Here is a 1,404-nt window from a genome sequence, read left to right as displayed (position 1 = left end):
TCCGGCCCGCGACCAAAGTGCGCAGCACTTTTCCTGGAGCGCTGGATACAAAAAACCCGACGCTTTCGCATCGGGCTTCTAAGAAGTGGCGGAGCGGACGGGACTCGAACCCGCGACCCCCGGCGTGACAGGCCGGTATTCTAACCAACTGAACTACCGCTCCAATTTCTTATCATGCTGGTTTCAACCAACCTGATGAAAGTGGCGGAGAGATAGGGATTTGAACCCTAGATACGCTATTAACGTATGCCGGTTTTCAAGACCGGTGCTTTCAACCACTCAGCCATCTCTCCGTAAGTGCGGTGAATATTACCAGCACTTTTTTTTCTGTAAAGCACCAAGATGTTCAAATGTCTATTTTTTGAACCAAAAAAGATGTTTTTTATGGTTTTGTACTATTTTTAATCACTAGTGGCCTGATTTTTATAGTCGGCATTCCTAAAAAACGACGAAAACGGGGTAAAATAGCCTCGGTTATCAGGTCAGCCCCAAGCTGACAACTTCCGCCTCCCGAATTACCGGCAGAAGGCAACAACTTGGGACTAGCCTAACGACTGGGCCTGCTGATAAAATCAGTCCACCTATCGAAAGTATCAATGACAGAGAGTGATTCCCCATGGGACGCAGTTTCGAAGTTCGTAAAGCCTCAATGGCTAAAACTCAAGGCGCAAAAATCAAGGTCTACTCCAAATACGGTAAAGAGATCTACATGTGCGCGAAAAACGGTGGTGTAGATCCGGACAGTAACCTGTCTCTGCGCCGTCTGATGGAAAAAGCGAAGAAAGATCAGGTGCCGGGCCACGTGATCGATAAAGCCATCGATAAAGCCAAAGGTGGCGGCGGTGAAGATTTCTCAACCGCGCGTTACGAAGGTTTCGGCCCTGGTGGCTGCTCTGTAATTGTTGACTGCCTGACAGACAACAACAACCGCACTTATATGGACGTTCGCCAGTGCTTTGTGAAGAACAACGCAAAAATTGGTGCACCGGGTGCCGTTGCGCATATGTTCGATCACCAGGCTGTATTCCAGTTCAAGGGCGACGACGAAGAAGCTGTGATGGAAGCCCTGATCATGGCTGACGTAGATGTTTCAGACATTGAAGCAGAAGATGGCGTCATCACTGTATTCGCACCGCACACTGAGTTCTTCAAAGTGAAAAATGCGCTGTCTGATGCAATGCCTGACGTGACCATGGAAGTTGAAGAAATTACTTTCGTCCCTCAGGCCATGCATCCTGTCGCTGGCGACGATGTTGCTGCATTCGACAAATTCCTTGATATGCTGAACGACTGTGACGATGTACAGAACGTTTATCACAATGCAGAAATCGAAGGTTAATTGTTCGCATTAACCTGAACAAAAAGCCGGAATCGTTGATCAACGATTGAACTGACCCCCAATAG

At 48.0% G+C, this 1,404-nt stretch carries 1 protein-coding gene and 2 tRNA genes; 1 reads left to right on the top strand and 2 read right to left on the bottom strand.

What is annotated here, in order from left to right:
- Positions 1 to 86: 86 nt before the first annotated feature.
- Both EA58_RS20700 and EA58_RS20695 read right to left on the bottom strand, forming a co-directional pair.
- Positions 87 to 163 (bottom strand) — tRNA-Asp (locus EA58_RS20700).
- A 39-nt stretch (positions 164 to 202) separates the two neighbouring features.
- Positions 203 to 293, bottom strand: a tRNA-Ser gene (locus EA58_RS20695).
- 323 nt (positions 294 to 616) lie between these two features.
- On the opposite strand from EA58_RS20695, the gene EA58_RS20690 reads away from it, so the two are divergent.
- Complete coding sequence (locus EA58_RS20690; protein WP_036757582.1) at positions 617 to 1,339, top strand: YebC/PmpR family DNA-binding transcriptional regulator; 723 nt, start codon at positions 617 to 619, stop codon at positions 1,337 to 1,339.
- Positions 1,340 to 1,404: the final 65 nt, after the last annotated feature.

Origin of the sequence: Photobacterium galatheae (genome assembly GCF_000695255.1) — a bacterium.
Taxonomy (GTDB): Bacteria; Pseudomonadota; Gammaproteobacteria; order Enterobacterales; family Vibrionaceae; genus Photobacterium; species Photobacterium galatheae.
This window is presented reverse-complemented; position numbering and strand designations above follow the sequence as displayed.

Coding starts and splice junctions, on each gene's coding strand:
- EA58_RS20690 (WP_036757582.1), top strand. CDS start 617: ATGGGACGCAGTTTCGAAGTTCGTAAAGCCTCAATGGCTAAAACTCAA.